The sequence below is a fragment of the Streptomyces sp. JJ36 genome (genome assembly GCF_021696945.1).
Taxonomy (GTDB): Bacteria; Actinomycetota; Actinomycetes; order Streptomycetales; family Streptomycetaceae; genus Streptomyces.
Genome location: NZ_JACYHE010000082.1, coordinates 1 through 26,845, shown reverse-complemented (window position 1 = coordinate 26,845; position 26,845 = coordinate 1). Strand labels below are relative to the sequence as shown.

At 76.0% G+C, this 26,845-nt stretch carries 23 protein-coding genes and 1 pseudogene; 11 read left to right on the top strand and 13 right to left on the bottom strand.

From position 1 onward, the window contains the following. Window positions 1–141: 141 nt before the first annotated feature. On the bottom strand, window positions 142–549 hold the full coding sequence (locus HOY81_RS23380; RefSeq protein WP_237322658.1) for a RidA family protein: 408 nt from the start codon (window positions 547–549) through the stop codon (window positions 142–144). Between the two features lie 141 nt (window positions 550–690). Here HOY81_RS23380 and HOY81_RS23375 point away from each other — a divergent pair, with 141 nt between their 5' ends. Beyond that, window positions 691–1,071, top strand: coding sequence for a helix-turn-helix domain-containing protein (locus tag HOY81_RS23375; protein ID WP_237322657.1), 381 nt, complete (start codon window positions 691–693; stop codon window positions 1,069–1,071). Between the two features lie 53 nt (window positions 1,072–1,124). On the opposite strand, the gene HOY81_RS23370 is transcribed toward HOY81_RS23375, so the two are convergent. Continuing rightward, window positions 1,125–3,698 carry a PQQ-binding-like beta-propeller repeat protein gene (locus tag HOY81_RS23370; RefSeq protein ID WP_237322656.1) on the bottom strand — a complete coding sequence of 858 codons (2,574 nt, stop codon included), beginning with the start codon at window positions 3,696–3,698 and terminating at the stop codon, window positions 1,125–1,127. A gap of 261 nt (window positions 3,699–3,959) precedes the next feature. Then, a complete protein-coding gene (locus HOY81_RS23365) occupies window positions 3,960–4,763 on the bottom strand; it encodes a VOC family protein (RefSeq protein ID WP_237322655.1) in 804 nt (267 codons plus the stop codon). A gap of 179 nt (window positions 4,764–4,942) precedes the next feature. Between HOY81_RS23365 and HOY81_RS23360 the strand changes: the two genes are divergently transcribed. Next, window positions 4,943–5,590, top strand: coding sequence for a TetR family transcriptional regulator (locus HOY81_RS23360; protein WP_237322654.1), 648 nt, complete (start codon window positions 4,943–4,945; stop codon window positions 5,588–5,590). 390 nt (window positions 5,591–5,980) lie between these two features. On the opposite strand, the gene HOY81_RS23355 is transcribed toward HOY81_RS23360, so the two are convergent. The 3 genes from HOY81_RS23355 to HOY81_RS23345 all read right to left on the bottom strand — a co-directional run bounded on the left by HOY81_RS23355 (window position 5,981) and on the right by HOY81_RS23345 (window position 9,680). Next, the gene (locus tag HOY81_RS23355) at window positions 5,981–6,793 is read right to left on the bottom strand and encodes a carbohydrate-binding protein (protein WP_237322653.1); all 813 of its coding nucleotides are present in this window, start codon (window positions 6,791–6,793) and stop codon (window positions 5,981–5,983) included. A 59-nt stretch (window positions 6,794–6,852) separates the two neighbouring features. Further along, complete coding sequence (locus tag HOY81_RS23350) at window positions 6,853–8,073, bottom strand: AraC family transcriptional regulator (RefSeq protein ID WP_237322652.1); 1,221 nt, start codon at window positions 8,071–8,073, stop codon at window positions 6,853–6,855. Between the two features lie 263 nt (window positions 8,074–8,336). Continuing rightward, the gene (locus tag HOY81_RS23345; RefSeq protein ID WP_237322651.1) at window positions 8,337–9,680 is read right to left on the bottom strand and encodes a S8 family peptidase; all 1,344 of its coding nucleotides are present in this window, start codon (window positions 9,678–9,680) and stop codon (window positions 8,337–8,339) included. A 255-nt stretch (window positions 9,681–9,935) separates the two neighbouring features. On the opposite strand from HOY81_RS23345, the gene HOY81_RS23340 reads away from it, so the two are divergent. After that, the gene (locus HOY81_RS23340) at window positions 9,936–11,078 is read left to right on the top strand and encodes an NAD(P)/FAD-dependent oxidoreductase (RefSeq protein WP_237322660.1); all 1,143 of its coding nucleotides are present in this window, start codon (window positions 9,936–9,938) and stop codon (window positions 11,076–11,078) included. 283 nt (window positions 11,079–11,361) lie between these two features. Then, complete coding sequence (locus HOY81_RS23335) at window positions 11,362–11,964, top strand: GNAT family N-acetyltransferase (protein ID WP_237322650.1); 603 nt, start codon at window positions 11,362–11,364, stop codon at window positions 11,962–11,964. A gap of 94 nt (window positions 11,965–12,058) precedes the next feature. On the opposite strand, the gene HOY81_RS23330 is transcribed toward HOY81_RS23335, so the two are convergent. After that, complete coding sequence (locus HOY81_RS23330) at window positions 12,059–12,832, bottom strand: NAD(P)H-dependent oxidoreductase (RefSeq protein WP_237322649.1); 774 nt, start codon at window positions 12,830–12,832, stop codon at window positions 12,059–12,061. A gap of 71 nt (window positions 12,833–12,903) precedes the next feature. Here HOY81_RS23330 and HOY81_RS23325 point away from each other — a divergent pair, with 71 nt between their 5' ends. Continuing rightward, window positions 12,904–13,992, top strand: coding sequence for a GlxA family transcriptional regulator (locus tag HOY81_RS23325; protein WP_237322648.1), 1,089 nt, complete (start codon window positions 12,904–12,906; stop codon window positions 13,990–13,992). A 461-nt stretch (window positions 13,993–14,453) separates the two neighbouring features. On the opposite strand, the gene HOY81_RS23320 is transcribed toward HOY81_RS23325, so the two are convergent. Continuing rightward, a complete protein-coding gene (locus HOY81_RS23320; protein WP_237322659.1) occupies window positions 14,454–15,743 on the bottom strand; it encodes an MFS transporter in 1,290 nt (429 codons plus the stop codon). A 164-nt stretch (window positions 15,744–15,907) separates the two neighbouring features. Between HOY81_RS23320 and HOY81_RS23315 the strand changes: the two genes are divergently transcribed. Beyond that, a complete protein-coding gene (locus tag HOY81_RS23315; protein WP_237322646.1) occupies window positions 15,908–16,915 on the top strand; it encodes a GlxA family transcriptional regulator in 1,008 nt (335 codons plus the stop codon). Between the two features lie 408 nt (window positions 16,916–17,323). Here the strand turns inward: HOY81_RS23315 and HOY81_RS23310 are convergent, their stop codons facing one another. Together HOY81_RS23310 and HOY81_RS23305 are read right to left on the bottom strand one after the other, a co-directional pair. Next, window positions 17,324–17,812 (bottom strand): ATP-binding protein, encoded by a 489-nt coding sequence (locus HOY81_RS23310; protein WP_237322644.1) that lies wholly within the window; start codon window positions 17,810–17,812, stop codon window positions 17,324–17,326. 526 nt (window positions 17,813–18,338) lie between these two features. Next, window positions 18,339–18,722, bottom strand: coding sequence for an STAS domain-containing protein (locus tag HOY81_RS23305; RefSeq protein ID WP_237322643.1), 384 nt, complete (start codon window positions 18,720–18,722; stop codon window positions 18,339–18,341). A 355-nt stretch (window positions 18,723–19,077) separates the two neighbouring features. Here HOY81_RS23305 and HOY81_RS23300 point away from each other — a divergent pair, with 355 nt between their 5' ends. The 3 genes from HOY81_RS23300 to HOY81_RS23290 all read left to right on the top strand — a co-directional run bounded on the left by HOY81_RS23300 (window position 19,078) and on the right by HOY81_RS23290 (window position 22,127). Further along, on the top strand, window positions 19,078–19,701 hold the full coding sequence (locus HOY81_RS23300) for a sigma-70 family RNA polymerase sigma factor (protein ID WP_237322642.1): 624 nt from the start codon (window positions 19,078–19,080) through the stop codon (window positions 19,699–19,701). 17 nt (window positions 19,702–19,718) lie between these two features. Next, on the top strand, window positions 19,719–21,206 hold the full coding sequence (locus HOY81_RS23295; RefSeq protein ID WP_237322641.1) for a zf-HC2 domain-containing protein: 1,488 nt from the start codon (window positions 19,719–19,721) through the stop codon (window positions 21,204–21,206). 75 nt (window positions 21,207–21,281) lie between these two features. Further along, window positions 21,282–22,127, top strand: coding sequence for an alpha/beta fold hydrolase (locus tag HOY81_RS23290; protein ID WP_237322640.1), 846 nt, complete (start codon window positions 21,282–21,284; stop codon window positions 22,125–22,127). Here the strand turns inward: HOY81_RS23290 and purU are convergent. Together purU and HOY81_RS23280 are read right to left on the bottom strand one after the other, a co-directional pair. Then, window positions 22,120–22,977: a formyltetrahydrofolate deformylase gene (gene purU / locus HOY81_RS23285; RefSeq protein ID WP_237322639.1), complete on the bottom strand. Its 858-nt coding sequence runs from the start codon at window positions 22,975–22,977 to the stop codon at window positions 22,120–22,122. The genes HOY81_RS23290 and purU overlap by 8 nt on opposite strands. A gap of 85 nt (window positions 22,978–23,062) precedes the next feature. Continuing rightward, the gene (locus HOY81_RS23280) at window positions 23,063–23,560 is read right to left on the bottom strand and encodes a hypothetical protein (RefSeq protein WP_237322638.1); all 498 of its coding nucleotides are present in this window, start codon (window positions 23,558–23,560) and stop codon (window positions 23,063–23,065) included. A 122-nt stretch (window positions 23,561–23,682) separates the two neighbouring features. On the opposite strand from HOY81_RS23280, the gene HOY81_RS23275 reads away from it, so the two are divergent. After that, window positions 23,683–25,023, top strand: coding sequence for an ABC transporter substrate-binding protein (locus HOY81_RS23275; protein WP_237322637.1), 1,341 nt, complete (start codon window positions 23,683–23,685; stop codon window positions 25,021–25,023). 128 nt (window positions 25,024–25,151) lie between these two features. Here the strand turns inward: HOY81_RS23275 and HOY81_RS23270 are convergent, their stop codons facing one another. Beyond that, on the bottom strand, window positions 25,152–26,543 hold the full coding sequence (locus tag HOY81_RS23270) for a hypothetical protein (protein WP_237322636.1): 1,392 nt from the start codon (window positions 26,541–26,543) through the stop codon (window positions 25,152–25,154). Window positions 26,544–26,552: 9 nt separating this feature from the next. On the opposite strand from HOY81_RS23270, the pseudogene HOY81_RS23265 reads away from it, so the two are divergent. After that, a pseudogene (locus HOY81_RS23265) lies at window positions 26,553–26,845 on the top strand (hypothetical protein); the annotation flags it as partial.

Sequence of the window (26,845 nt, the reverse complement as noted above, 5' to 3'; positions counted from 1 at the left end):
GGCGCCCGGCCCGTCGGCGCGACCCCGGCCACGCGGCTGAGTCCGCCCGACCCCGGCGACGCGAGTGCGTCCGCCCGACCCCGGCGGCGCGCCGCGGCACGGGCGCCCCGGGACCGCCGGCCCGGCAGGTCCGCGGACTCCTCAGTCGAGGACCGCGGTGGCCTCGACCTCCACCAGGTGCTCGGGGACGTCCAGGGCCGCGACGCCCAGCAGCGTGGCCGGCGGGACCGGGGTGGTCCCCAGCCACGCGGCCGCCCGGGCGATCCCGTCCAGCAGCAGCGGCATCTTGTCCGGGGTCCAGTCGACGACGTGGACGGTCAGCTTCGCCACGTCGTCGAAGGAACCGCCGACCCCGGCCAGGGCGGTCCCGACGTTGCGGTAGCACTGCTCGACCTGGGCGGCGAGGTCGCCCACGCCGACCGTGACCCCCGCCGCGTCCCAGGCGACCTGCCCGGCGATGTGCACCAGCCGCGATCCGGTCGCGACCGACACCTGCCGGTAGGCGTCCACCTCCGGCAGTCCACCGGGGTTCACCAGCGTGATGGCCATGGTGCCCGCCTCCTCGTCCCGGAGCCCGTGGGCTCTCCTCCACCGGACCGGGCCTCTCCCGGTCTCTTGCGGTTACTCGAGAACCGTAGGAGAGTCTGTGCTGACCTGGAAGAACGCACTTTTCGGTAACGGGGGCACCGCATGGTGACCACACAGCTCAGGGGCCTGCCCGACGACGCGGACCTGACGCGCGCGGACTCTCTGGCGCGGGAGATCTTCTCGGACGTCGCCAACAAGTGGGCGCTGCTGATCATCGAGTTCCTCGGCGACCGCACCCTCCGCTTCAGCGAACTGCGCAACGAGATCGGGGGCATCAGCCACAAGATGCTCACCCAGAACCTGCGCATGCTGGAGCGCAACGGCCTGGTCGAGCGGACGGTGCACCCCACCGTGCCGCCGCGGGTCGAGTACACCCTCACCGAGCCGGGCCGGGCCCTGCGGGAGACGATCGACGGCATGTGCGGCTGGACCCGCCGGTACCTCGGGCACATCGAGGCCTCCCGCCGCCGCTTCGACGCCTGACGGGGACGCCCGGCGCGGGCAGGGCGGCCCGGGCCGTCGGGCGGCGCCTTCGGTCAGGAGTGGCGGCTCTGCCCGGTGCCCTTGGCGGCGTCCAGGGCGTAGACGCAGCGGTCCTTGCTGCAGGCGTACACCACGCCGCCCGTCACCACCGGCGACCCGGTGATCTCCCCCTGGGTGGCCAGCTTCCAGCGGAGCTGCCCGCCGACCGCGTCCAGCGTGTAGATGCAGCAGTCCGCGGAGCCGAAGTGCACCCGGCCCGCCGCGGCCACCGGGGCGCCCACCACGTCGCCGCCCGCGGCGAACCGCCAGCGGGGCGTGCCGCTCACCGCGTCCAGCGTGTAGAGCGCGCCACCGCTGCCCAGATGCACCAGGCCGTCCGCGACCAGCACCGGCTCGGGGGAATGGCGGGACTCGGTGGCGATCCGCCAGCGGTCGTGCCCGTTGACCGCGTCCAGGGCGTAGACGGTGCCCAGGTAGTCCGCGAGGTAGAGGCCACCACCGGCCACCGCGGGCCCGGGCACGAAGGCGGGCGGGCAGAGGAAGGCCGCCGGGGCGTCGAAGCGCCACCGCTCGGCGCCGCTCGCCGCGTCCAGCGCGAAGACCCGGGACCCGGCGCAGACGTACACCGCGCCGTCCTCGGCGACGGTCAGCCGCACCGGGACGCCGCCGGTGGCGGACACGTCGCCGACCGGGTACGCCCAGCGCTCGGCGCCCGTACGGGCGTCCAGCGCGTGCAGCCGCCCGTCGCCCCAGGCGTACACCGTGCCGCCGTGCACGACGGGACCGGCCTCCGGGGTCTCGAAGTCGCTCTGTGCGCCGCTGAGCTCCCACAGCTTCTCACCGTTGGCGGCCTCCCACGCCTGGACGCCGCCACCGCGGGTGCCGGTGACCACGGTGCCGCGGTCGGCCCGGAGGGAGTAGACCCAGCCGTCGGTGGCCAGCCGCCACCGCTCGGAGCCGTCCGCGGCGTCGAGGGCGTAGAGGCTGGGGCCGTCGGAGGCGTGCACCCGGCCGCCGGCGACCGCCATGGACCAGGCGACCTCGCGGGTCTTGAAGCGTCGGCGCCCGGTGGCGACGTCGAGGGCGTGCACCTCGAACGAGGTGACGTAGAGCAGGTCGTTGACGACGGCCGGGGAGCCCCAGAGGTCGTTGGACATCCGGAAGCGCCAGGGACGCCAGCGCTGCGGCGCGCCGCCGTCCGGCGGGGCGACGGGCGCGGGCGGGGCCTGTGGCGGGGCGGGCGGGGCGGCGGGCTGCCCCACGGAGCCGTTCGGCGGGCGTACCCAGCCGGTGGCCGCACCCGAGTCCGGCTGCGGGAGCTCCTCGGCGCGGCGCGGACCGGGACCGATGGGCACCTGGGACCCGGGCAGGTGCACGGGTGCCGCGTCGGCCCCCGGAACCGGGGCCGCGGGGGCGTCCACCCCGGAGACCCCGGAAGCCCCCTGGGCCGCGGCCAGGTGCCCGGCGGGCGCCCCACCGGACCCCGCGGCCGCCGGCGCACCCACCGGGGCCGGGGCGTGGCCGCCGCTCGGGCCGACGGCGGGCGGGCCGCCCGGACCGGCCGGGATGCCACCCGTGTCGCCGGGCACCCCGGACGCGCCGGGTGCCACGCCGGCAGGTGCCGACGGCGCCCCGGCCGGCCCCGCGAGGTCCGGTCCGGCGGACGCCCCGCCGTCGCTCCCGGCGGGCCCGTGCGCGGGCTGGGCAGGTGGGCGGGGGCGTACGCGGGCCCGGGCGCCGCGCTTGCGCTCGATCAGCCCGACCGCGCCGGCCGGCAGCCAGGCGGAGGCGGTGCCGCTGTCGTCGCCGCCCGCCGAGAAGAGGTGCGGGGCGAGCTGTGCCTGCAGGTCGGCGGGCGTGGGCCGCTCCTCGGCGGCCATGCGCATGCAGGACTCGATGAGCGGCCGCAGCTCCTCGGGCAGCCCCTCCAGGTCCGGTCCCTCCCGGAGCAGCATGAAGACGGTCTCCACCGGGTTGGCGCCGTGGAAGGGCGCGTGCCCGGTGGCGGCGAAGACGAGGGTGGAGGCGAGCGAGAAGATGTCGCTGGCCCCGGTGACGCTGCGGGAGTCCCGGGCCTGCTCGGGCGACATGTAGGCCGGGGTGCCCACGGCGACGTTGGTCATGGTCAGCCGGGTGTTGGAGACCCCGGAGGCGATACCGAAGTCGATCACGCGCGGGCCGTCCTCGACGACCAGCACGTTCGACGGCTTGAGGTCGCGGTGCACCAGCCCGGCGCCGTGGATGGACTGCAGCGCCTCGGCGATCCCGGCGGCCAGCCACCGGACGGCCTGTACGGGCAGCGGCCCGCACTCGTTGACGATCTCCTCCAGGGAGGGTGCGGGGACGTACGCGGTGGCCAGCCACGGAACGGCCGCCCGCGGGTCGGCGTCCACCACGGCGGCCGTGTAGAAGCCGCTGACGGCCCGCGCCGCCTCCACCTCACGCGTGAAACGCACGCGGAAGAGCTGGTCCTCGGCGAGCTCCGTACGGACCGTCTTGATCGCCACCCGGCGTCCGGACGCCGAACGCGCGAGATAGACCAGCCCCATGCCGCCGGCACCGAGACGGCCGAGCACCTCGAACGGCCCGATCCGTCGCGGATCGTGCTGCGTCAGCTGCTCCACCACTTGCCTGCCACCTCCCCGTGGGGGCGTTCGCCTTCTCTGCCCGCCCCGTGCAGCCTCTCACCGCCCAGCCGGCCGCGGGGACCGGAGGACGATTCTTCCTGGCGGAGCCGACGGTTGCGAACCCGGGGGCGTACCGGTCGTGTCCCGGCACGGCGGAGGCCCACGTCGGCGCGCCCCCGGAACGCCTCCGGGCGCCCCCGGAAAGCCCCGGTGGAACCGCCGTGAACTGCGCCTTCCCCCGCCGTGCACGCCCCCGTGCGCTCACTCCCCCTCGTCCGGCTCCCCCTCGTCCGGCTCCGCGATCACCGCGAAGTACGCCCCCTGATTGTCCACCAGGCTCGCAACCCGGCCGTAGGGGGTGTCCTGCGGGCCGATCAGCGTACGTCCGCCGAGCCGGGCCGTCACCTGCACCGCCTCGTCGCAGTTCCGCACGGCGAAGTAGGTCAGGAAGTGCGCGGGCAGCTCCTCGGGAGCGCTCTCCTCCAGCACCGCGCGCCCCCCGATGGCGTGCGCGTCGTCGACCGGCTCCCCCGCCGGCGCCCACACCAGGAAGTCCTGACCGAGGGTGCCGGAGAGGTCCTCGGTGCCAAAGCCGAAGACCTCGCGGTAGAAGGCGTCGACGGCCTCCTTGTCCCGGGTGTGGACCTCCGCCCAGGCGTATGCGCCGGGCCGGCCGGTGATCTCGAAACCGGGCATGGACGTGGACTCCCAGAGCTGGAAGACCGCGCCGCCCGGGTCGGCCGCCACGGCCGTCCGGCCCACGTCCCCCACCGGGAACGGGTCCATGATCACTTGGCCGCCCGCCTCCCGGATGCGGCGGGCGCAGGCCTGCGCGTCCTCCGTCGCCAGGTGCAGCGCCCAGTCGGTGGGCATCCGCCCGTCCGGCTTGGCGAGGAGGCCGGCGACGACGCGGCCGCCGAGAGTGGCCGTGGTGTAGCCGTGCCGCTCCTCCCCGGAGCCTCCGTACGACCAGCCGAGCAGCTCGCCGTAGAACCGCTTGCCCGCCTCCAGGTCGGGCAGCATGGCCACCGCCCAGCAGGGCGCTCCCTCGGGGAACCGGGCCACGCTCCTCACCTCCCGTACCGTCCGTACCGCCGGTCGCACGGCAGGTCACCGTGCGTGTACGGGCACGCTAACCGCACCCGCCGACAACGCCCGGGACGGCACGGAGCGGCCCGCGGGAGAACGAACCCATTTGCATGCGGCCAGATCGCGCGCCGATCACCCGTCGGTAAGCTGACGGCATGACAGGACAGGTTCGAACAGTCGACGGCAGGGTGGCCGGACGCCGTGGTCAGGCGACCCGGCAGAAGCTGCTCGAGTGCCTCGGGGAGATGCTCGACACCTCGCCGTACCGCGATGTCAAGGTGATCGACGTGGCCCGCCGGGCCGGCACCTCTCCCGCGACCTTCTACCAGTACTTCCCGGACGTCGAGGGCGCGGTCCTGGAGCTCGCCGACTCCATGGCCAAGGAAGGCACGGGCCTCACCGAGCTGGTCGCGGGCCGTTCCTGGACCGGCAAGGCGGGCCGGCAGACGGCGGAGGACCTGGTGGAGGGCTTCCTCTCGTTCTGGCGCCGGAACGACGCCATCCTGCGCGTCGTCGATCTGGGCGCCGCGGAGGGCGACAAGCGCTTCACCCGGCTCCGGACGAAGATCCTCAACTCCGTGACCGGCTCGCTCACCGAGTCGATCAAGGAGTTGCAGAGCAAGGGCCGGGTCGACAAGGACGTCTCCCCCGCCGCGATGGCCGGTGCGCTGGTCACCATGCTGGCCGGGGTGGCGAGCCATCAGAAGGCCTTCCAGAGCTGGGGCGTCCGGCAGAGCGAGCTGCGCCCGAACCTGGCACTGCTGGTGCACCTGGGCGTGACCGGGCGGAAGCCCCCGCGCTGAGCGGGGCGCGCTCCGCGGAGCCGGAGCGGCCGTGCGCCGGGCACGCAGCGCCCGGCGCGGAGCGCGACGCGCGACGGTGCACGCGGGCACACCGCGGGAGCGCCTCGGGGACGCCTCGGGGACACCGTCGGCCGGGCCCCGCCCCGGACCGATGCCACGGCCCCGCACCCGCACCCGCACGCCCACCGCACTCTCCCCCGGCACCGGCCGGGAGAGGCCCGCCGGATGAAACGTCCCACACCCGTCGCCCGGCGGGCCGGGGACCGGGCGGCGGCCCCTGTCACCGCCGCCCGGGCCCGGTCTCCCGCGTCCCGTCCTGTCCCGGGCCGCCCCGCGGTACGGCGGCCCGTCCCCGGCGGCGGCCGGTGCGGTGCGGCCGCCGCCGGGAGCTCACATCCGGCGCCAGAGCGCCGGGACGTTCGGCGGCTCCCAGCCGGGTGCGGCCCGGTGCGCCTGGAGGCACGCGTACGTGGCGCCGCCGTAGGTGACGCGGTCGCCGGCCTGGTAGAGCGTGCCGGCCGACCAGGTGCCGCCCGGGTCCCCGGGGTCGCCCGGGTCCTGCGGCAGGTCGAGGACGACGTCGAAGGTGCCCTCGCGCCCGTCGGTGCCGTCCCGCATCGTCATCAGCAGCGCGGGGTCGAAAAGGGCGTCGGTGTGGTTGCGGGGCTCGCCCGGGAAGTAGAGCTGGGTGGTGAGGACCGGGCGGTGCGGGGCCTGCACCTTCACGTGCAGGTGGCGGGTGCGGCCGGGGTAGAGCCCGGGCACGTTGGTGACCAGCCGGAAGGCCCCGGAGGCGTCGGTGTACTGGTGGCCGCGGAAGCGGTAGCCCATGTTGTCGTACGCGCCGCTGCCGTCCGCCTGCCAGAAGTCCAGCAGCACGTCCGGCACCGGCCGGCAGGCCGGCCCGAAGACGTAGCCGCTGACCGTCAGCCGGGTGCCCTGGCCGGGCTCGTGGAGCGAGCGGCGCTCCGGCGAGCCGGGGGTGAAGTAGGGGCCCTCGGTCTGCGGGGGCGTGGGGTCGTCGCCGTCGTCGCAGGAGGGCGTGGGGGTCAGCGGCCGGCCGGTGACCGCGCGGTCCCGGGCCGGCGCGGGTGCGGCGCCCAGCAGGGCGGCCGCCGGGGCCGCGGCCACCGCGGCCCTGAGCACGGTCTTGCGGCTGACGCCGCCTGCGGCGGGTCGTTCCGGGGACAGGTCGCCTTGCACGGTGCTCTCCTCGGCGTCGGGGGGGGGCCGGACGCGGCCGGCCTGGCGTGCCCATGACGCTACGGAGCCCCCTCGCCCGGGTCGATGGACGGAGTGCGGCCGGTGTGGTGCTTCCGTACGGGAGCCGCCGCGGTACCGTGCGCGGCCCGGCGGAACTCCCCCGGGCTGAGGCCCGTCTCGCGCCGGAAGAACCGGCAGAAGTAGGCGGGATCGGAGAAGCCGGCCGCCCGGGCCACCCGTCCCACGGTGAGCCCGGTCCCGGCCAGCAGCCGCTTGGCCTCCAGCACCTGGGCGTGGCGGATCAGGCTGCCCGGGGTGCGGCCGGTGGCGGCCTTGACCGCCTCGGTGAGATAGCCGGCGGAGACGCCCAGCTCGGCCGCGCAGCCGCGGACCGTCACGGCGAGCTGCCCGTCCGCTCCCCGGCGGGCGAGGAGGCGGGTGAAGCGCCGGGCGAGCGCGGCGGCGGACGCGGGCGGGCCCGGGAGGCCGGACGGCTCGGGGGTGCCGTACGGCTCGGGGGTGCCCGCCGGCCCGTCCGGTCGCTGCCGCAGTTCCCCGGGCCGCTCCAGCCCCTCCAGACCCTGCGGCCCGTGCGACTCGTGCGGCCCGTGCGGGGGCGACGGGGCGGGCACGACGTGCGGCTCGCGCGCGTACCGGGCCGCTCCCAGCGCGCGGACGGCCCGTACGACCAGGATGTGGAGCAGGGCCTGGAGCACCGAGACCATGCCGGGACCGCGCTCCCGGTACTCGGCGAGCAGGCCGGTGACGAGCGGGCGGAGCCGGGCGACGGCGGCCCGGTCGAGACGGGGCCGCGGGTGCTCGGCGAGGTGGTGCAGCAGGTCCCGGTCGCCGGGGTGGGCGAGGAGGAAGGCGTCGTCGAAGAGCAGCACCCAGCCGTGCAGCTCCCTGGCGTCCCAGTGGTGCACCTGGCCCGGGGCGATGACGCACAGTTCGGGCGGCCGGAGCGGGTGCCGGCGCAGGTCCACCACGTGACTCCCGCTGCCGTGGGTCACGTAGACGATCTCGTGGAAGGTGTGCCGGTGCGGGAAGGCGGCGCGGGAGAGCGGGCCGATGGTGTCGAAGGTACCGATGGCGAAGGGCAGCAGGTGCGGCTCGGGAACCTCGAGTTCGTGCAGCGGGAAGGCCCGGGGCGGATCCGCCCGGTCCGGGCGGGCGGTGCCCGGGTCCGTCCCGGAACAGGGGGCGGCCCGCGCAGCCCGCGGGGGCCGGGCGCCGGACGGGCGGGAGGTGTCGTACGGAGTGCGGGGGGTGCGAGACAAGGCCGCTCCCGACGGGTCGTGTCGGCCGCGCACGGCGCGGCTCGGCGCGTGCGCGGTGGCGGCTCCTGACGGGCCGTCCCTACCCCGCGGCTCCCCGGCTCATGCGCCCCGCGCCGCGCCCGGCCCGCAGGGGCCCGGCGCGGCGCGGGGTCCCGGGCGCCGGTGAGGCGGTCGTACGCCGGCCCGGCAGGCCGCGCCCGCCGGGAGCGTCACCCGGGCCGGGCGCGTCACCCGACGGGCCCGGCCCCGGACGGGCGGCGGGCTCAGAACCGGCTGTAGAGCAGCCGGTTGGGCGAGCCGGTGCCGATGCCGCTCAGCTCGCTCCGGGTGGTGGCGCCCAGCAGCGCCTCGGTGACCTGCGCCGGGGTGGCGGACGGGTGATCGGCCAGGTAGAGGGCGGCGGCACCGGCGACGTGCGGCGCGGCCATGGAGGTGCCGCTCCAGATGGAGGTGTCGGTGTCGGAGTCGATGCCGAGCGAGACGATCCGGTAGCCGGGGGCGAAGAGGTCCACGCAGTCGCCGTAGTTGGAGGAGCTCCAGCGGGCGTCCTCACCCGTCGAGGCGGCGACCGTCAGCACGGACGGCTCCCGGGCCGGGGACTGGAGGCAGGCGCTGCGGTCGGAGTTGCCGGCGGAGACCGTCACCGTCACCCCGGCGTCGACCATGCCCTTGACCGCCGCGTCCTTGGCGTCGCTGGCGCTGCCGCCGATGCTGACGTTGGCCACCGCGGGCAGCACCGCGTTCTGCGCGACCCAGTCGTAGCCGGCCAGGACGTCGGCGGTGGTGCCGCGGTTCTCGCAGTTGAGCACGCGCACGGCGACCAGCGAGACGTCCTTGGCGACGCCGTACCGCTCGCTGCCGAGGGTGCCGGCGACATGGGTGCCGTGGCCGTGGCAGTCGTTCGCCGTCCCGTCGTCGTCGACGAAGTCGTGGCCGTACTCCGCGCGGCCCTCGAACTCGTCGTGGCCGATCCGGATGCCGGAGTCCACTATGTAGGCGGTGACGCCGGAGGCGGCGGAGTCGTAGGTGTAGCTGTCGCTCAGCGGCAGCGTGCGCTCGTCGATCCGGTCCAGACCCCAGGTGGGCCCGCTCTGCGTGCCGTCGCCGTACTCCACGCGGTTCTGCTCGACGAAGGCCACGTCCGGGTCCGCGGCGAGCCGCCGCGCCTCGCGCTCGCCGGCCCGTACCGCGAAGCCGTGGAGCGCGGTGCCGAACGTCCGCTCCACGGCGGCTCCGGAGGCGCCGGCCTCCTCCAGCAGCCCGCCGGCCAGCTTCCGTACGGCGGAGGCGTGTCCGGCGGCGCCACGCTCCCGCCCTGCGCCGTCCTGCGCGCCCCCGTCCCCCGGGGCGCCGTCCGGCCCGGCCTGGTCCCGCCCTGCGCCGTCCTGCACGGCGCCGTCCTGCACGGCGCCGTCCTTCAGGACGACGATGTACTCGCCGTCTATCGCGCCGGGTGCCCCGGCCCCGCGTACCTCTCCGAGCTCCGGGCCGGACCCGGCCTGCTCGATCGCCCCGGCTCCGACGGCGGTACCGCCGAACACGACGAGCGCGGCGGCACCGGCGAGGACGATTCTGGACGTCTTGCTTCTTCTCTTCGCGTGCTGCAACGGAGCGTGCCCCTTCGGTCGGGCGTGCGATGGCGGCTCCGTTCTAGCCGTACACATGTGGCACTAACGGCACATGTCCACCAAAGTGCCCGGCAGCCCGGAGGTCTTTGCCGGATTGTTACCAGACGAGCGACGCCTGACGAAGCGTCAAGTCACCTGGTCCGCCCGGGCCTGCCAAGGCACCCGGCCGGACCGCCCCCCGCGGAGGCGGACGGGCGCACCCGAGTGCCACCCCCTAAGCTCATGGGCATGCACATGTCCGGAAAAGGGACCCCCGTCCACGTGATCGGTGCCGGGCCGGGCGGCCTGGCCACCGCCGCGGCCCTGCGGGCCCGGGGCGTCCACGCCGTCGTCCTGGAGAAGTCACCGGACGTCGCCGCGTCCTGGCGCGCCCACTACGACCGGCTGCGGCTGCACACCACCCGGCGCCGGTCCGCGCTGCCCGGACTGCCGATCCCCCGGCGGTACGGCCGCTGGGTCGCCCGGGACGACCTGGTGCGCTACCTGGAGGCGTACGCCGAGCACCACCGGATCGAACTGGCCACCGGCGTCGAGGTGGACCGCGTCGAACGCGACCCCGAGCGCGCCTGCTGGACCCTGCACGCGAACGGGGGCCGCCGGCTGTCCGCACCCGCCGTGGTCGTCGCCACCGGGTACAACCACACCCCGTACACCCCCGACTGGCCCGGCGCCGACACCTTCACCGGCGACCTGGTGCACGCCTCCGCGTACCGGAACCCGGGACCGTACGCCGGACGCGACGTCCTGGTGGCCGGCGTCGGCAACACCGGCGCCGAGATCGCCGTCGACCTCGCCGAGGGCGGCGCGGACCGCGTCCGGGTGGCCGTCCGCACCCCACCGCACATCGTGCGCCGCAGCACCCTCGGCTGGCCCGCGCAGGCGAACGGCGTCCTCTCCCGCCGGCTGCCCACCCGGCTGGTGGACGGCCTCGCCACGCCCCTCACCCGGCTGAGCGTGCCGGACCTCGCGCCGTACGGGCTGCCGCGCCCGGAACGCGGCCTCGCCACCCGGGCCCGGGAGGGTGCGATCCCCGTGCAGGACCACGGCTTCGTGCGGGCGGTACGCAAGCGCCGGGTGGAACCGGTGGCCGCGGTGGCCGGCATCACCGGCGACAAGGTGGAACTGACGGACGGCACCGTGCTCACCCCCGACGCGGTGATCGCCGCGACCGGCTACCGCCACGCTCTCGAACCGCTCGTCGGACACCTCGGTGTACTCGGCCCCGACGGCCGCCCCCTGGTGCACGGCGCCCGCACCCACCGCTCGGCCCCGGGCCTGCACTTCACCGGCTTCACCAACCCGCTCAGCGGCATGCTCCGCGAACTCGCCCGCGACGCGGAGCGCATCGCCCGCGCGATATCCCGCAACGCGGACTGAACCGGCCGGCCGCGCCGTACGGCACGGCCCCGGGTCCGTGAGGAACAGGGCCCCAGGCCCGGACCCGCACGAGGGGCCGGGCCCCAGGCCCGGACCCGGAGGACGGAACGGGCCCCCGGACCCGGCCCCTCAGGGGCGGGACGGGCCCCGCGACACGCCCCGGCCACGGCCCGGTCCGGGCACCCGGGCGTCGCCCGGGCACGGCCGCCTGCCGGCGCCTGCGGCGCACCGGCCGGGCCACCGCACCCGACGGGCCCAGCACCGCGCTGGGACAATGATCGACATGGTGATATCGCGTACGCCCGTGGCGGCACCACCGGGCGACACCCCCCTCGTCGGCCGGATCCTGGCCGCCGCCTTCACCGACGACCCGGTCACCCGCTGGCTCTTCCCGGACGGGACGGCGGACCGGGAGGAGCGGCTGGCCCGCTACTACGCCTTACTCCACCGCCACCAGTACGCCCCGCACGCGCTCTGCGAACGGACCGACGCGGCCGCGGCGTTCTGGGTGCCCCCGGAGGCGCAGGAGCAGGCCGTCCCGGACGCCGCCGCCCTCCGCGAACTGCCGGAACTGCTGGGAGAACGCGGCACCACCCGGCTGCACGCCACCTTCGCGCTCGTCGCCCGGCACACCCCCCACACCCCGCACTGGTACCTCGCCGTCCTCGGCACCGAGCCCGCCGCCCGCGGCCGGGGCCACGGCGGCGCGCTGCTCCGCTCCGGGCTCGCCCGCGCGGACGCCGCCGGGCTCCCCGCCTGCCTCGAGTCCTCCCAGCGCGCCAACCTCCCCCTCTACGAGCACTTCGGCTTCACCGTCCGCGCCGAACTCCCCCTCCCCCACGGCGGCCCCCCGGTCTGGCAGATGTGGCGCGAGCCCGCCGGCTGAGGGGGCGGACCGCATGGTCCGGCCTGCCGACGTCCTGCGCCCCGGAAGCCGTGTCCCGGCCGGCAGCGGCCGGTGCCCCGGCCGCTGCCGCCGGTCAGCCCCGCCGGCGGACGTGGGCGCCGACGCCGGTGCGGCCGGGGGCTGCGTCCGGGCGGAGCACCAGGTCCGCGTCGTAGTCGCCCCCCGCCTCGTGCCGGTAGGGCAGCGGCTCGGTCTCCGGCAGCGTGAGCAGCCGCTCCCGCAGTTCCGCGGCGCGGGCCGCCACCTCGCTCTCGGTCGCCCGGTCGGCGCCGTAGACGACGTACGGCGGCAGTGCGGCCATCCCGGTGTACCAGAGCGTGCCGTGCAGGAGCGGGAAGAGCACCTCGTCGATGTGCCCGTGGACGCCGCGCGGCCCGAACGAGGACGGGCGGGCCCCGACCGTGGTGACCACCAGCGCGCGCTTGCCGGCCAGCCGGCCGTCGCCGTAGCGGCGCGCGCGGCCGTCCTCGTCCCGGACGCCGAACCCGTAGCCCTGCACCAGGACCCGGTCGAACCACCCCTTGAGGATGGCCGGCGGCCCGAGCCACCACAGCGGGAAGTGCAGCACCACCGTGTCCGCCCAGTCCAGCTTCTCGTGCTCGGCCCGGATGTCGTCAGCCAGCTTGCCCTCCCGGTACGCGCGCTCCTGCTCGGCACCGACGAACAGCCGTTCGCAGGACTCCCGGCGGAAGTCCGCGGCGTCCACCACGGGCCGGAACTCCATGCCGTAGAGATCGGAGAGCCGCACCTCGTGCCCGGCCCCGGTCAGTGCGTCCAGTCCGGCGTCCAGCAGAGTGCCGTTCAGCGAGCGGCGCTCGGGATGGGCGAAGATCCAGTGAATTCTCATGCCTCCGAGGCTCCGCCCTGCGCGGTCCCGCGCCCACTGGCCGGACGGCCATGACATGAAAGAATCTGGCCATGTCCGCCACGAACGCCACGAACGCCACGCACGCCACGCACGCCACGAGCCGTCCGCGCCAGGACCGGGAACGGCCGGCCGGGGGCGGCCCCGCCGCCGCCACGCCGGAACGCCACCGGGTCGCCGTGCTGGTCCGGCACGGCGTGCTGCCGCTGGAGCTGGGCATGGTCCACCAGCTCTTCGGCGCCGCCGTGCGCCCGGGCGACGGCGCACGGCTGTACGAGGTGGTGACCTGCGCGCCCGAACCGGGGGAGATCCGCACGGACGCCGACTTCCCGGTGCTGGTGTCCCGCGGGCCCGAGGCCCTCGCCGAGGCCGACACGGTGCTGATCCCCGCCTCGCACGAACTGGACGGCCTCACCTCCGAGCTGAGCCCCGGGCTGGCCGCCGCCCTCGCGCTGCTGCGCCCGGGCACCCGCATCGCCTCGGTCTGCACCGGCTCCTTCGTGCTGGCCGCCGCCGGGCTGCTGCACGGGAAGCGTGCCACCACGCACTGGCGGTCCGCCGACCGCTTCCGGGCCCTGCACCCCTCCGTCCACCTGGATCCGGACGTCCTCTACACCGACGAGGGCGACGTCCTCACCTCCGCGGGCGAGGCCGCCGGGATCGACCTGTGCCTGCACCTGATCCGGCGCGACCACGGGGCGGCGGTCGCCACGGACGTCGCCCGCACCACGGTGGTGCCGCCGCACCGCGAGGGCGGCCAGGCGCAGTTCATCCCGCGGCCCGTCGCGGAGCCGGCGGCCCGCTCCTCCACCGGCCCGGCCCGCGCCTGGGCGCTGACCCGGCTGGAGGACCCGCCCACCCTCGCGGAGTGGGCCGCTCACGCCTCCATGAGCGTACGGACGTTCAGCCGCCGCTTCCGCCAGGAAACCGGGCTCACGCCGGGGCAGTGGCTCGCCCGGCGGCGCCTCGACCGGGCCCGGCAGCTCCTGGAGGAGACCGACCTGCCCGTGGACCGGGTGGCCGCCGCCTCCGGTTTTGGCACCGGCACCTCCCTGCGCCAGCACCTGCACGCCGCCCTCGGCGTCACCCCGACCGCCTACCGCGCCACCTTCCGCGGCCCGGCGGGCACGGGAGAGGCGTAACGGCCCCGGCCCGGGGAGCCGACGGGTGCGTTCCCGGGTGCGGGCCAGTGGGTGATTGCGGTCACCGATCGGCGGGCTACGAGGGGAGGGGTGGTGGGTGGCGGGCTCGTTCATGCTGCGGGCGCGGGTGGCGTGGCGGGCTGGGGTTCACCCGCCTGTGACGGGGCCGGGCGGTGGGGCGGTCGGTAGCCGGTGACGGGGGCGCCGTGGCGGGCTGCTGCCGCGCTGTGCCTGAGCTTTCGTCTTCTCGCTCCGCTCGTTCCACGCCGGTGGCACTGCGGCGTTCGGCTGCGGGCCGTTCCGGAGCGGGGGTGCGCGCGGCAGTCGGTAGGCCGGGCAGACACTCGGGCTGCGGCCCGGCGGGCGCCAGGCTTCCACGCCGACCCGAGCCGGCGAGGGCCAAGCGTTCCGCCACCCGGCCGCCCCACCTGTACAAGCCCCCGCACGCGCGCCCAGACCCCTCACCCGCTCCCCTTCCCCCGGCGCACCGCCGGCCGGCCGGTGATCAGCAGGGCCATCAGCGCCGCCGTCGCGCACAGTGCGCCGGAGGCGGTCCACGCCAGGTCGTACGAGCCCGTCGCGTCCCGCGCCAGGCCCGCGAGGAACGCCACGAGTGCGGCCCCGGCCTGGTGCGAGGCGAGTACCCAGCCGAAGACGACGGCGCCGTTCTCGCCGAAGTGCTCGCGGCAGAGGGCGATGGTGGGCGGCACGGTGGCCACCCAGTCCAACCCGTAGAAGACGATGAAGAAGAGCATCGGCGGCTGCACGGTCTCCGCGAACAGCAGCGGCAGGAAGAGCAGCGAGATCCCGCGCAGCGCGTAGTACACGGCCAGCAGCCGCCGCGGGTCGAAGCGGTCCGTGAACCAGCCGGAGGCCACGGTCCCGATCAGGTCGAAGATCCCGATGACCGCGAGCAGCGACGCCGCCGCCGGCACCGGCATGCCGTGGTCGTGGGCCGCGGGCACGAAGTGGGTTCCGACCAGGCCGTTCGTGGAGGCGCCGCAGACCGCGAAGGTGCCGGCGAGCAGCCAGAAGACCCGCGTCCGCGCGGCCGCACGGAGCGCCCCGAGGGCCCGGCGGGCGGCCCCCGGAGGCGGCGGGGCGGGCGTGACGTAGTCGGGCCCCGCGCCGTACGGCAGCAGCCCGACGTCCTCGGGCCGGTCCCGGAGCAGCCACAGCACCAGCGGTACGACGGCCAGTGCGGCCCCGCACACCACCAGCGAGGCCGCCCGCCACCCCGGGCCCTCCACCAGCAGGGCGACCAGCGGCAGGAAGACGAGCTGACCGGCCGCGCCGCCCGCGGTCAGGACGCCGGTGACCAGCCCGCGGCGGGCCACGAACCAGCGGTTGGTGACGGTGGCGGCGAAGGCCAGCGCCATCGAGCCGGTGCCCAGGCCCACCAGCACGCCCCAGCACAGGACGAGTTGCCAGGACGCGGAGAGGAAGACGGTCAGTCCGCTGCCGGCCGCGATGAGCAGCAGAGCGCCGCAGACGACGCGCCGGATGCCGTACCGCTCCATCAGCGCGGAGGCGAACGGGGCGGTGAGGCCGTAGAGCAGGACGTTGACGGAGACCGCGGCCGAGATCGTGCTGTGCGACCAGCCGAACTCCTCGTGCAGGGGGTCGATGAAGACGCTCGGCGTGGCACGGAAGCCCGCCGCGCCCACCAGGGCGACGAAGCAGACCACGGCCACCCACCAGGCACGGTGCGGCCCCCGCCGGCGGCGGGGCGTCCCGGGCGGAGCGGCCACAGGGGCCGCGGCGTCCGCGGCCTTCGCGGTCTGCGGGCGACGGGCCGGGGAGCGGGGATACGGGGAGCGGGGGAGGCCGGATTGCTGCGTCACCCGGAAACCCTCACCCGGCCCGCACAGCCCGGACGAGTGGCCCGGGAGCCACGATGTGCGAGGATCGGGCCATGAGCGTCTTCCGTCACCCGGAGCGGCACCGGGTCGCCGTACTCGTACGGCACGGGCTGCTCCCCATCGAACTCGGCATACCGCACCGCCTCATGGGCATCGCCGTGGACGCGGACGGCGCGCCCTGCTATGAGGTGCTGACCTGCTCGGCCACGCCAGGCGCGCTGCGCACGGACGCGGACTTCACGGTGAACGTGCCGCTGGGCCCGGAAGCCCTGGCCGAGGCGGACACGGTGATCGTCCCGGCCTCCCACGAGCAGGACGAGCCCTGGACCTCCGGCACCCTCACCCCACCGCTCGCCGGCGCGCTCGCCCGCATACGCCCCGACGCGCGGATCGCCTCCATCTGCACCGGGTCCTACGTCCTGGCCGCCGCGGGGCTGCTGGACGGCAGGCGGGCCACCACGCACTGGACCTCCTGCGAGCGCTTCCAGCGGCTCTTCCCCCGCGTGCGGGTGGACCCGGACGTGCTCTACGTCGCCGAGGGGAACGTGCTCACCTCGGCAGGGGTGGCCTCCGGGGTCGACCTGTGCCTGCACATGATCCGGGAGGACTTCGGCTCGGCCGTCGCCAACTCGGCGGCCCGGCGCACCGTGGTGCCGCCGCACCGGGACGGCGGGCAGGCGCAGTTCATCGAGCGGCCGGTGCCGGAGCCCCGGGTGTCCAGCACGGGGCGGGCCCGGGCCTGGGCACTCGAGCACCTGGACCGCCCGCTCACCCTCCGGCAGCTCGCCGAGCGGGAGTCGATGTCCGTACGGACCTTCACCCGCCGCTTCCGCGAGGAGGCCGGGATCAGCCCGCAGCAGTGGCTGACCCGGCAGCGTGTGGAGCGCGCCCGGCACCTGCTGGAGACCAGCGAACTGGGGGTGGACCGGGTGGCCGCGGAGGCCGGTTTCGGTTCGGCGGCGGCGCTGCGCATGCATCTCCAGGCGGTGCTCGGCGTCTCCCCGAGCGCCTACCGCCGCACCTTCCGCAGCACGGCGGGGGCCGCGCAGCCACCGAGGTGACCGGCGCCCCGAGGTGACCGGCGCCCCGGGGTGCCCGGGCGCGTGCCTCAGCCCTGAGCCGGCACCTCCGGAGGCCCGTCCGGCAGCTCCGCGGGCACGTCGCAGGCGGCCCGCTCGTATACGCGTGCCGCGCCGCGGCGACCGCGAGCTCGGCCAGCGCCTGCCGCGACTCCGCCTCCCCGGAGGGGGAGTCGGCGCCATGGGCGAGACCGGCCGTCACGCTCAGACTGTGGGCACCGCCGGGGATGACCCTCTCCGGGACGCAGGGCACGAGCACGGCCGCGTACGGACCCGTGACATTTCGCGCACCCTGCGCGGGCGTCCCCGTGCGGAGGGCCACCCCGACGCCCCGTCAGGGAGGTCGCCGGCGCGGTGCCGTACGGCTGTGGCCCGGACGGCACGCCGCCGTCAGGCGCCGATGCGCCCGGCGGAGGTGCCCCAGTACGCCTCAGGTCCGGCGGTCCGCGGCCCGGACGCCTCCTCCTCGTCGTCGAGCCGCGGGTCGAGTTCGCACCAGATGCGTTTGCCGTCGCCCTCCGGGTGCCATCCCCAGCGGTCGGCGAGCCCGGAGACCAGCTCCAGCCCGCGGCCGCCGGTGTCCTCGCCCCGGGCGTGCCGCTGGCGGGGGGCGCGGGTGCTGGCGTCGGCGACCTCGACCCGTACCGGCCCGGCGGCGCGGTCGGGCACCCGCGGCAGCCGCATGCGCAGGACGGCCGGGCGGCCGGTGTGCACCACCGCGTTCGTCACCAGCTCCGAGACGAGCAGCACGACGATCTCGGCCACCGGCTCCTCCGCGGGCAGACCGCACCCGGTCAGCCGGGAACGGGCCCACCTGCGCGCACGGGCGACCTCCCGGGGGTCAGTACCGATCTCCAACTGCACCTGCAGCATCTGCACCGCTCACACCATCCGAACCAGGCTCGTCGCCCCGCGTATCCGCACGACCACGCACCGTGGCGTGGACGGGGAACAGCTTGACCGTCGCAGCGTCGGGACAACAAGCGCTTCAGGCATATTCCGGCGCAAAGGAGTAGGCGTACCGCATACTGTGCGACGCCGGTCACGGGGAGTCGAACGACACCGCATCAGGCACGCGCAGCGCATTCCGTGCGCCCGGGAACTTCTCGCACGCCGGGGAGCGTACCCGAAGGCACCGGGCCACCGAGCCCGCGAACGGCGCAGCGTACGGCCGTGTGCGGCACCCGGGACGCCGGCTGGTGCGGGGCGGGGACCGGAAACACCGGAGGGGCGTCGGGCGAGCCGGGGAATCGGGGGAGAACGGGGGACCGGAGAGCGTCCGGCGGTGAAGTGGAGCGGCGGGAGAATCCCGCCAGGGCCGACGAGAACCGGCGCATCCGGCACGCCTGGCGCGGACCGCCGGCGTCGAGGAGGGAGCGGTGGGCGCGCCCCGGAGCCGGAGGAGTCAGGCGGAGAGGGGACGCGCCGCCCGGGCGGTCTCCCCCGTCGCCGCCGGCAGGTCGGGGTAGCAGTCGAAGAGGCGGCGGACGCCGAGCGCGGCCAGCACCCGGTTCACGTGGGAGCCGTCCTCGGCGCCGCGGGCGGGCAGGATCAGGCGCAACCGCCCCGCGCAGGAGCGCATCAGCCGCCGGGAGGCGATCAGGACGCCCACGCCGCTGGAGTCGCAGAACAGGACCTCGGAGAGGTCCAGCACCAGGCTGCGCCGGCCCTCCGCGACCGCGTCGTGGACGTGCTGCCGTACGGCGGGTGAGGTCACCAGGTCCATCTCGCCCGAGACCCGGAGGACCGTCCACTCCCCCCGCGCTTCCTCACAGACTTTCAACGACACGTGTTCGCTACCCTTTCGCTCACCGAGCGTGTACGCCCGCTCTGCGGAAGTGATTCTTCCTGACTCGGCTGCCCTCGCGCCGACGGTCAAAACGCTGCCTGCCTGTCACCGACCCTATGTCGTGGACGACGCCATTCGCCCGGTAGTTCCCCCGGGGGCCGCACAATCCCGCGGCATATCCGAGCCGTTCCGGCCCCCCGGACGGTCGGGAACCACCACAACGTGACGGAATCAGCACCTTCAGCAATCACCGTAGAGCGCACATTGCCGCAAAGGGGCGCACGTTGTCAGCCCCCCGCACTACATTCGAGGTGTTGACGGTCGCGATACGGGCGGTTTTGGGGAGCGGAGCCGGATGGCACAGGACACACCACCGCGCTGGGACCGGAAGATGCAGCAGCGGCTGGCACGCGGTGAGGCGGCCGCGCTGAGCGAGCTCTACGACCGGTACGCCGCACTGGTGCACGGTCTCGCCCACCGCGTGCTGGAGGACGACGAGGCCGCCGACCACACCACCCGGGAGGTCTTCGCCTACGTCTGGGAGCACCCGCACGCCTACGACCCCCGGTACGGCTCGCTGCGCGCCTGGATGGCCGGGGTCACCCAGCGGCAGGCGGCGGGGCGGCTGCGGCGGCAGCACGGCGGCACGCCGGAGGAGGTCGAGGAGAAGGTGCGCGCCGCCTCCGCCGCGGCCCGCGCGGACTACATCGTCACCTCCATGCCCGCCTCGCTGCGGGCCGCCCTGGAGCTCGCGTACTTCCAGCGCCGTGACTACCGCCAGACCGCCGAGCACCTCGGCGTCACCGAGGACGAGGCGCGGCGCCGGCTGCGGCTGGGCCTGCAACTCCTGTCCTCCGCCGTGGCCCGCCCGCTGCCCGCCGTGCCCGGGGCACCGGGCAGCCCCGGGGCCTCCGGTGCCTCCGGTGTGCCCGGCTCCGGCCGTCCGGGAGCACCGCAGGGGCCGGAGCGGGCCCGGTGAACGGGCCGGAGCGACCGATGGGGAACGGAGGATGCGGCGACGGCTCGCCGGGCGAGGGCGGGGCGGCCCGCCCGCCGCACATCCCGCCGCCCCGCCCGGCGGCCGAGGACGGCCCCTGGCCGCCCGCGGCCCCGGCGGGCCCGGAACCCACGGGTTCCGCTTCCACGGACGGGGGTCCTGGGCACCCCGGCACCGCGGACCCCGGTCGCCCGGACTCCGACCACGCGGACGCCGGCACCGCGGACCCCGGTCGCGCGGCTCCCGGCACCCCGGACCCCGCCCGCGCGGACTCCGACCACACGGACTCCGACCACGCGGAGTGGGCCGGGACACCGCCCGGGCCGGCCGGCGGCAGCGCGCGGCCCGGCGCCGCGGGGTACGACCACGGCGTGCTCAAGTCGCTGCTCGGCGCCTGGGCGCTCGCCGCCTGCTCCGCCGAGGAGACCGCGGCCATAGAGGCGCACCTCACCGACTGCGCGGGCTGCGCCGACGAGGCGTTGCGGCTGCGGGACGCCGTCGGGCTGCTGCACCCGGAGGACGGACTCGATCTGGACCCGATGCTGCGCTCCCGGGTGCTGGAGGGCTGTCTGCTGCGGCGGCCCGCCCGCATCCCCCTCCCCGCCTGGGCCGCCCCGTACGACGCGGAGACCGCGCGCCTGGACGCCCTGCTGCACGACATGGCGGAGGACGAGTGGCGGGCACCGGTGCGGCTGCGGTGGTTCGACGGTGAGAAGAGCGCGGAACGCGCGACCACGGTGGCCGGGGTGCTCGGCCATCTGCTGGCGGTGGACGGCCTGCCGGCCGCCGCGCTGGGGCTGCCGGACCCGCTCGCGGCGCTCGGTCTCCCGCGCGGCGCGGGCCCGGCCGCACGCACCGAGGCCCAGTGGCGGGCTGCCCTGGACGCCTTCCCCGCGCCACCCGGCGCGGAGGGCCCCGCCGGGGTGCGCTCGGCGTGGCGCGCCCAGGGCCACGCCCTGCTCCGCACGGTCCCGTTCGGCGGCGACCACACCCCGGAACTCCCGGTGTCCTACGGGGACTTCACGCTACCTCTCCGGGACGCCTTCCTGGACCGCGCCTTCGAGTGCTGGGTGCACGCGGGCGACATCGCCGAGGCGGTGGACTACCCGTACGACCCGCCGGCGGGCCCGCATCTGCACCTGATGGTGGATCTGGCGGCCCGGCTGCTCCCGGAGACGCTCGCCGCCCGGCGGCGGGCCGGACTGGCCGGGCCGAGCCGGCGGCTCGCGCCGGCCGGTGCGCACGGGCGCGCCCTGCATCTGGAGATCGAGGGCGACGGCGGCGGTCACTGGTACATCCCGCTGGACTCGCCGGCCGCCGCGACCGCGCCGGAGGACGAGGTCGCCCATGTGGCGCTGGACGGCATGGAGTTCTGCCAGCTCGCCGCGGGTCATGTCGCACCGCAGGAGGCGGCCGCGGGGCAGCAGGGCGACCGCGAGGCCATCCGCGACGTCCTCTTCGCCGCCGCCTCCCTCTCCCGGCTGTGACGCGGGAGAGGCGTATCGTCACGGGCCGGGCCGGCGACCGCCGGCGGCGTACGGCGACGACGGACGGGGGCAGCGGTGAGCGGCTGGGAACTGCGGGAGACGTATGCGAGCAGCGCCGGGGAGGTCCGCTGGGATGCCCTCGGTGACCCTGGCGCGCCCCCGGTCGTGCTGCTGCACGGCACGCCCTGGTCCTCCTACACCTGGCGGGGCGTGGCCCGTGCCCTGGCGCCGCGGCACCGCGTCTTCGTCTGGGACATGCCGGGGTACGGCGCCTCGGAGCAGGCGACGGGGCAGGACGTGTCGCTGGCGGTCCAGGGGCGGGTCTTCGGCGAGCTGCTGGCGCACTGGGGGCTGACCAGCGCGGACCGGCTCCCCACCGTGCTGGCGCACGACTTCGGCGGCGCCGTCGCGCTCCGCGCCCACCTGCTGCACGGCGCCCGCTACCGCCGGCTGGCGCTGGTCGACGTGGTGGCGCTGGCTCCGTGGGGCTCACCGTTCTTCCGGCTGGTCGGGCGGCAGCCGGAGGTCTTCGAACAGCTTCCCGCCGCGCTGCACCGGGCGCTGGTGCGGGAGTACATCTCCTCCGCCAGCCATCGGGGGCTGCACCCTCGGGTGCTGGACCGGCTGACCGAGCCGTGGCTCGGCGACCGCGGGCAGCCCGCGTTCTACCGCCAGATCGCGCAGGCGGACCAGCGCTGGACCGACGAGATCGAGGGGCGTTACGCGAGCATCGAGCTGCCCGTGCTGGTCTGCTGGGGCACCGAGGACACCTGGATCCCGGTGGACCGGGCGCACCGGCTGGCGGAGACCATCCCCGGCGCGAGGCTCCGGCTCGTCGAGGGGGCCGGGCACCTGGTGCAGGAGGACGCGCCGGCGGAGCTGGCGGTCGCGCTCGGGGAGTTCGCGGCCGGCGTCAGGTGAAGACGACCGTGCGGTTGCCGTTGAGCAGCACCCGGTGCTCGCTGTGCCACTTCACCGCGCGGGCCAGCGCCTGGCACTCCACGTCCCGGCCGATCGCCACGAGCTGGTCGGGGCCGGCCTCGTGGCCCACACGCTCGACCTCCTGCTCGATGATGGGGCCCTCGTCGAGGTCCGCGGTGACGTAGTGCGCCGTGGCGCCGATGAGCTTGACGCCGCGCGCGTGCGCCTGGTGGTAGGGCTTCGCGCCCTTGAAGCTCGGCAGGAACGAGTGGTGGATGTTGATGATCCGCCCGGACAGCTTCTTGCACAGGTCGTCCGAGAGCACCTGCATGTAGCGGGCGAGCACCACCAGCTCCACGCCCTCCTGCTCGACCAGCGCCAGCAGCCGCGCCTCGGCGTCCGGCTTGGTCTCCGGGGTGACGGGGACGTGGTGGAACGGGAGGCCGTACGAGCCGACCAGCTCGGCGAAGTCCCGGTGGTTGGAGACGACGGCCGCGATCTCGATGGGCAGGGCGCCGATGCGGGCCCGGAACAGCAGGTCGTTGAGGCAGTGCCCGAAGCGGCTGACCATGAGCACCACCCGCATCCGCTCCTCGGCGAGGTGGAGCTGCCAGTCCATCTCGAAGGAGTCGCCGACGGCGGCGAAGCTGGCCCGCAGCTTCTCCAGCGTGACGGGCGGCTCCGCCGAGAAGTGCACCCGCATGAAGAAGAGCCCGGTGTCGTGGTCGCCGAACTGCTGGCTGTCCTCGATGTTGCACCCGGTCATGAAGAGGTAGCTCGACACGGCGTGCACGATGCCCGTCTTGTCCGGGCAGGAGAGGGTGAGGACGTACTGTTCCGGCTGGCTCATGGCACCAGCGTAAGGGCTGCCCGCCGCCCGCCCGGCCCTGTGCACGCCGCCCGGCCCGCACACCGCCCGGCGGCCGCCCCGGCGCTCACACCTCGCGGAGCATGATCGCCAGCACCTCGAGCGAGTGCGGCGGCTGGTCCGGGTCGTCCCCGTCGTTCACCGCCAGCCGTACGTGCGCGTCACGCGCCGCGCGTACCGCCTCCGGCCAGCCGTGGTGCTCCATGTAGGTCGCCACCGGGGCGTCCGCGCCGACCTGGTGCATGATCCGCAGCACCCGCAGCACGGCGGTGTCGACGAGCGCCGCCTCCTGCGAGTCCCGGAAGATCGTGCCGACGTACTTCTCGGCCGACCAGTTGTCCAGCCAGGTGTCCTCGACCAGCCGGTAGACGGCGTCCGTGACGTCGCCGTAGCCTGGCGTGCCCGTCGCCCAGCACTCCTGCTGGAAGACGGGGTCGGAGAGCATGTGCAGCGCCGAGCGCACGTTGCTGCGCCAGCGCCACCAGGGCATGTCGTTGACGGGCATGCCGCCCATGGTGGGGGACCGGCGGCCACGGCGGGAAGACGTCTCCGGAGCTTGCTGCATGGTGCTCGACCCTACGTTCCCCACCTCACCCACGACCCGGCCCCCCGGAATTCACCCCGGTGTCACCGTACGTTGCCGTCCCATCACTGTCCCGTTACGTGCGGGCCGGAAGGGTGCGGCGCATGACCGCCCGGAGCCGTACCCCTCGTTCCTCCCGACGCCGTCTCCGCAGAACCCGCCGGACCGCCGCCGTGGCCCTCGCCACCGCCGCCGGCGCCTCCCTCCTCGGCGGCTGCGGCATCCTGCCCGGCACCGCCGAGGCCGGCAACGACCCGATCACCGTGATGACCTGGGCCCCGCAGAACACCGAGGCCACCAACATGCCCGGCATGCCCGCCATGGCGGAGGCGTACGCCCGCTGGGTCAACGCCTCCGGCGGCGTCAACGGGCGCCGCCTGGAGGTGCTCACCTGCAACGACCACAACGACACGGTGGCCGCCGCCCGCTGCGCGCAGCGGGCCGCCAAGCAGGACGTGGTGGCCGTCGTCGGCTCCTACAGCCAGCACGGCCGCTCCTTCATGGCCCCCCTGGAGGGCCACGGCATCCCCTACCTCGGCGGCTACGGGATCACCGACGAGGAGTTCACCAGCCCCCTCTCCTACCCGGTCAACGGCGGTCTCCCCGCGCTCGTCGCCGGCAACGGCCGGCAGCTGGCCGCCGCCGAGTGCGCACAGGTGGCGCTGGTACGGCCGGACACCGTCGCCGGCGACCAGCTCCCGCCGCTGCTCGACACCGGCCTGCGGGACGGCGGCGCCGCCTCCGCGGCGCCCGTCACGGACGTACGGGCGCCGGAGGACGCCACCTCCTACGGCCAGGCGGCGCGGGAGGCCCTCGAGGGCGCGGGCCAGGCCCCGGAGGGCACCGCCTCCGGTGCGGAAGCGGAGGGCGGCTGCGTGACCGCCGTGCTCGGCGGGCGCACGGACACCTTCTTCGACAGCTTCCGCCGGCTGGAGCCGGACGACGCCGGGATCACCAGCGCCTCGGTGCTCGGCAGCGTCCGGCAGCGGCTCATCGACCAGACCGGCGGCGCCGACAGCCCCCTGGAGGGCGCGTACGCCACCGGCTGGTACCCGGCCGCCGACGACCTGCGCTGGGAACCCATGAAGAGGGTCGTGCGGGAGCACGCCTTCGGCGACAACCGCATCGACACCGACGACCCCGGCGTGCAGACCACCTGGATCGCCTACACCGTGCTGCGCGCCGCCCTGGAGTCGCTGGACGGCGACACCCCGGTCACCGCGGAGACCGTACGGGACGCCCTCGACGAGGGCCCGGCGATCGCCACCGGCGGGCTCACCCCGGAGCTGCGCTGGCACTACGAGGACCTGCTCGCCGCACACGACTTCCCGCGGATCGTGAACACGAGGGTGACGTACCAGCGGGTGCGGGACGGGCGGGTGGTGTCGGTGCGGGACCGCTTCGTGGACGTACGGACGTCGCTGGTGGCCGACCGCGAGTCCTGACCCGCGGGCGGGGACGCCCGTCCTCGGCGCGCGGGTCCGGGGGCCCGCGCGGCCGCGGGGGGCCGTCCGCCGACGGGGTCGCCGGCCCGGCGGCGGCCCGGCGGGGGGGCGGCGGAGGCGGGCCGGGGTCAGAGCTGGGTGATCCGGCGTTCCGGCAGGCCGTACTTGCGGGCCGTCGGGTTCCACAGCCCGGCGGCCCGCTTCTTCGCACGGGTCGCCTCGCCGCTGGCCCGGTTGCCGGCCGCCTGCTGGCCCGTGGAGCGCGGCGTGCCCTTGTGGCAGCCCTTCCGGCCGGCGACCTGGTCGGCCCAGCGGGCGTAGGCATTGTCCGCCCGGGCCGAGGCCTTCCACGCCTCGGTGAGGGCGCTGTTCAGTTCCGCGCTGTCCGGCAGGGCGCCGGTGTCCAGCTCGCTGAGCCTGGTCACCAGGCCGGTGCGCTGCTTGGCCGCCGCGCGCAGATCGGCCGCCGCGTCGCCGAGCTTCTTGCACTGCTTGATGTTCTGGACGGCGCGGATCACCGAGGTCCGGCTGTTGTTGCTGCTCTCCAGCAGCGCGTTCAGTTTCCGCGCCTGTGACTCCGCGGCGTCCGCCGAGGGCGACGGCGAGCCCCTCTCCCCGGCGGGCGCGGTCGTGGCGCCGCCACCGGCCTGCGGCTCCTCCTCACCTCCGCCGCTGCTCAGCGCGGCACCGGTGATCAGACCGATGATCGCGATGCCCGCGACGCTGACCGCGATCAGCACGCCCCGGGACATGCCGTGCCGGCCGCGCTCCCGGTCTGCCTCCCGGCGCGCCGCCGCCCGCCCCGCCGGAGGGCCGCCCCCGGGGCCCTCCGCGCCCATCGGCGGCAGGGTCTGCGTACGGTCCTCCGGCGGGGGCGCGGCAGGCGTGCCGGGCCCGTCGCGGAAGAGGCTCTCGAAGCCGGTCGGCGGCTGCGGGTCGGCCGGTGCACCCGTCCGTACCCCGTAGGGCGCCCCGCCGGGAGGCGGACCCGGGTGACCGGTGTCCCGCGCGGGCGGGCGGGCGGCCCGGAGCCGGGTGGTGCTCTCCGGGTCCCCGGCGCCCTGCGGCGGGATCATCCGGGTGGCTTCGGCATCGCCGCCGGGCGCCGCAGCCGGGTCGTTCGCGGGGTACGCGGGCAGGTGCTGGGTGGCCTGGGCGTCCGGCTCCGCCGCCTGCGGCGGCAGCATCCGGGTCTCCTCGGCGTCGGGGGAAGCCACCCAACCGGTGCCGAGGAACTGCGTGGACTCGGCCTCGCCCTGCGCGGGGGCGCCCTGCTGCCACGGGGAACCGCCGGGCGGCGCCTGCGGCGGCAGCGGGCCCGCGCCCGGGGCGGGCGGTGTCTCCGGCCGCGGCGGCACCCCGGCCGCGGGCGGGCCCTGGGAGACGGCACCGCCCTGCGCGGACGGCCCGTCCCCGTAGGGGCCGGCGCCGTGCGTGGCGGACCCCGGAGCCGGCACCCCGGCGCCGTGCGCGGGCCCCTCGCCGCCCGGCCCGGAGGTGGCGCCCCCCTGGCCCGGCATCCCCGGACCGTGGGAGGGCACACCGCCGTGCGCGGCCCCTCCGCCGTGGGCGGACGTATCGCCGCCCTGCACCGGCCCACCGCCGTGGGGCTGCCCGGCGTGGGGCTGCTCACCGTGGGCGGTGCCGGCGTGGAACGGCGCACCGCCGTACGCGGCGCTCCCGTCGCCGGAGGCGGCGCTTCCGGAGGCGTCCGCGGCCGGGGGCAGCGGGCCGGGCCCCGTGGCGGCCGGGGGCGACCAGGGCTGGACGGCGCCCGCGTCACCGCCGGGGGCGGGCCCCTGCGGCCCGGGCTGCTGCTCCG

Excerpts from the sequence above, each read along its gene's own strand:
- HOY81_RS23360 (WP_237322654.1), top strand. The coding sequence starts at position 4,943 with ATGACAGGACAGGTTCGAACAGTCGACGGCAGGGTGGCCGGACGCCGT.
- HOY81_RS23375 (WP_237322657.1), top strand. The coding sequence starts at position 691 with ATGGTGACCACACAGCTCAGGGGCCTGCCCGACGACGCGGACCTGACG.
- HOY81_RS23335 (WP_237322650.1), top strand. The coding sequence starts at position 11,362 with ATGGTGATATCGCGTACGCCCGTGGCGGCACCACCGGGCGACACCCCC.
- HOY81_RS23300 (WP_237322642.1), top strand. The coding sequence starts at position 19,078 with ATGGCACAGGACACACCACCGCGCTGGGACCGGAAGATGCAGCAGCGG.
- HOY81_RS23315 (WP_237322646.1), top strand. The coding sequence starts at position 15,908 with ATGAGCGTCTTCCGTCACCCGGAGCGGCACCGGGTCGCCGTACTCGTA.
- HOY81_RS23380 (WP_237322658.1), bottom strand. The coding sequence starts at position 549 with ATGGCCATCACGCTGGTGAACCCCGGTGGACTGCCGGAGGTGGACGCC.
- HOY81_RS23330 (WP_237322649.1), bottom strand. The coding sequence starts at position 12,832 with ATGAGAATTCACTGGATCTTCGCCCATCCCGAGCGCCGCTCGCTGAAC.
- HOY81_RS23280 (WP_237322638.1), bottom strand. The coding sequence starts at position 23,560 with ATGCAGCAAGCTCCGGAGACGTCTTCCCGCCGTGGCCGCCGGTCCCCC.
- HOY81_RS23325 (WP_237322648.1), top strand. The coding sequence starts at position 12,904 with ATGTCCGCCACGAACGCCACGAACGCCACGCACGCCACGCACGCCACG.
- HOY81_RS23275 (WP_237322637.1), top strand. The coding sequence starts at position 23,683 with ATGACCGCCCGGAGCCGTACCCCTCGTTCCTCCCGACGCCGTCTCCGC.
- HOY81_RS23340 (WP_237322660.1), top strand. The coding sequence starts at position 9,936 with ATGTCCGGAAAAGGGACCCCCGTCCACGTGATCGGTGCCGGGCCGGGC.
- HOY81_RS23295 (WP_237322641.1), top strand. The coding sequence starts at position 19,719 with ATGGGGAACGGAGGATGCGGCGACGGCTCGCCGGGCGAGGGCGGGGCG.
- purU (WP_237322639.1), bottom strand. The coding sequence starts at position 22,977 with ATGAGCCAGCCGGAACAGTACGTCCTCACCCTCTCCTGCCCGGACAAG.
- HOY81_RS23270 (WP_237322636.1), bottom strand. The coding sequence starts at position 26,543 with ATGCCGGGCCAGGGGGGCGCCACCTCCGGGCCGGGCGGCGAGGGGCCC.